This window comes from Limisphaera ngatamarikiensis (genome assembly GCF_011044775.1).
GTDB lineage: Bacteria > Verrucomicrobiota > Verrucomicrobiia > Limisphaerales > Limisphaeraceae > Limisphaera > Limisphaera ngatamarikiensis.
This window is the reverse complement of sequence record NZ_JAAKYA010000062.1, coordinates 2,538-5,042: the sequence shown is the minus strand read 5'-3', so window position 1 is coordinate 5,042 and position 2,505 is coordinate 2,538. Positions and strand designations below refer to the sequence as shown.

The 2,505-nt window shown below is 57.8% G+C and carries 2 protein-coding genes and 1 pseudogene; all 3 read right to left on the bottom strand.

Annotation, left to right across the window (positions count from 1 at the left end; all coding sequences use genetic code 11):
• Positions 1–417 (bottom strand): annotated as a pseudogene (locus G4L39_RS09390) (hypothetical protein); the annotation flags it as partial.
• The gene (locus tag G4L39_RS09385; RefSeq protein ID WP_165107731.1) at positions 395–805 is read right to left on the bottom strand and encodes a hypothetical protein; all 411 of its coding nucleotides are present in this window, start codon (positions 803–805) and stop codon (positions 395–397) included. The pseudogene G4L39_RS09390 and the gene G4L39_RS09385, both read right to left, overlap by 23 nt.
• A 1,090-nt stretch (positions 806–1,895) precedes the next feature.
• Positions 1,896–2,414, bottom strand: a complete 519-nt coding sequence (locus G4L39_RS15920) for an RHS repeat domain-containing protein (protein WP_425485742.1) — start codon at positions 2,412–2,414, stop codon at positions 1,896–1,898.
• Positions 2,415–2,505 lie beyond the last annotated feature (91 nt).

Below are 2,505 nucleotides of genomic sequence, written 5' to 3'. Positions count from 1 at the left end.
CACCAAAAACGTTAGACACTCACCCAACATTCCCACCACCGTGAACCCGAGCTTCACATACCACTTCCCCGGATAGAACAAGCCACCCACAAAAGGAAGAACGGTCAGCCCAAGCAAATAAGGCCCTGCATAGTCCACCATAACCTGTCCGGGATGCACAACCTTGCCCCAGACATACGCCGACACCATGATTACACCCGCTCCACCCGCGCCACACAACGCCCATTTCCACCGCTTCAGCGCCCACCCCAACCACACGCTGCCAAACAACACCAGGTGCACGGCAAGTTGCAGCCAACCCCCCAACCATCCGCCAACGAAGTATATGGCTTCTGCCAGTGGAAGCCCAATCAGCGTCATGCTGTAGGCAACCCCCAACACCGCCTTCGCCACCCTACGGCCCACATCCGGTTGCATAACAGCCCGTACACTCGAATGGAGTCCAACCGCACTTAAGTGCATTCTGAGCGGCCGACACCAGAATCACAGGAACTTCACCCCAACGCCGCTGCGTTTCTAGCCACTTGGGATCGACATCGTACGTGTCCTTCAAACACACTCTAAAAAAGAACTTGCTGCACTCGCATTCCGTGTAAATCGACAGCTCCGCATTGCCCAACGCACACTCCCATGGGGCGCCCACAGCCACCACCTCGTTCCTTCGACTCATCCACCATCGAGCCTTCCACCAGTCTGAATTGGGATGACCCACAAGGCCATACTCGCATCGGCGCCGCTCTGCTTCGATCATTTCCAGCACGGTCATCCCGTTCTGGGCCCTGGCAGCGCTCAACACCGATCGCATCTCCGAGCACGATAAATACCACGTCCCCCCAGTGCCCGACACATACCTGTCCCACGCTGCCCTTTTCTGGGACGACTCCATAAAGCTCCCGATAGCGTATTCGGCCACCTCACACGGACGTGCCAGCGGGGGTGGATCGCATTTGGGAGGCCACCAGGGCACTTCCGTCGCCGGCACGAGACCGAACATATCCTATCGGAACACTGGCGCATTAACAACAAATGCATATGGCTGCACACCCATGCGACCCGCAAGCCTGCCTCTCCGCGACACCGTCCACAGATCCACCTACGCCCGAACTGGCCTCCCGCCCCACCCCAGGACCCTCACGTCGACCGTCGGACCACTGCCATCGCCCCCAGTTGGTACACGCCTGCCGCCCCATGTGTCCTGCCGACTGCTTCTGGCCCGGGTTAATCCGCATTCCCAGCAGAGGCCCATTACCGTTTCAACCGCGACACCCATGGCACCACCGCGCATTGGCATCGGCACTGACGCTGGAGTACCCATGCGCCAGCAAGATCTGGACTGGGCACAATGCTCCATCCGGTTCCTTGGCACCTGTCTGCGGCACCTCACTGGTGCGTGTTGCACGCTTGCGCACTTTGTTTTAGCCGACGCCGGTGAACCCAACACCCAATATACCAACACACAATCCCGATTGGCGCTCCGAGCAATGGTATTCCAAACAGATATACCCACCCCAGCCATGCCCTGGGAAGGCCCAGGCCGGTCGTATGGTAGAAGCTGACCTTTAATGCCCAATCCATGAATGGGAACACCCCAGAGAGCGAAAGACAAAAGAGCCTGCTGTACCGCCATCCGCTTGCTCCAACGAACAACGTTGACAAGCCCAGGATCAGCCAGCCGGGTAGGTTGAACAGGGCAAATGATATCGGGCCCGCAACAACAAGAACAGGTAGACCTGCCTCCAATGCGTAGTCTCTTATTGGGGTGTGCCAAGCGTCTGCCGTTAAGCCGAAGACCAGGTCTGCGATTTGATGGCACGCAAAGGCCCATAGAATAGAAAGGCCAATCACCGCATGTCTTGGATAACGCACTATCCAGCGAGCGACATTCTCAGCTACGTTCATGGAGTGAGAGACATTTTCGGTGGTTTAAAGCAACGTGCGGCCAAACACGCGGAGGCTGTTGCCACGATACAGGCTTTATATGCCTGGCGGTCTGTTTTATCCTCGGCTTGTGGTCCCACATCAAGACAACACTCATAACACCACTCCGCAGCCTTTTTTCTTCCAATCGGTTGACAGACTTTTACTGCCTCATTGCACCACTGCATGCATTTGAGAACGTTCCATTCGAGCCCCAACGGATCTATTCTCCCAATTGGGTCTCCCCGCACGAATGCGTACAGATGGAGTCCTCCCCTTTCCTCAATAGGATTCCTACTCAACCACCTTCCCAGGGCGGGACTGTAGGCACGGTATTCGTACAGCACCAGGCCCGTCCCGTCCTCCGTCCGCTTCGTGCTGAACCGGAACTGATTCGAACCCGCCGCAGGGCCCGTCAGCCGCAAAGGCTCCCCAAACGGTCCATACTCGTACCGCGCAGTCTCGGTACCGGTGCTCGCCGAGACCAAGGTCCACACGTTGCCGTTGCCGTCATACGTCACAAAGTGCACCCCCGCACCAGGCCCACCGCTCAACCGCACCCACAACAACCTGCCCACACCACCCGCA

What these genes read in the sequence shown, in the direction of transcription:
- G4L39_RS09385 (WP_165107731.1), bottom strand. Translation starts at nt 805, where the DNA reads ATGCGATCGGTGTTGAGCGCTGCCAGGGCCCAGAACGGGATGACCGTG.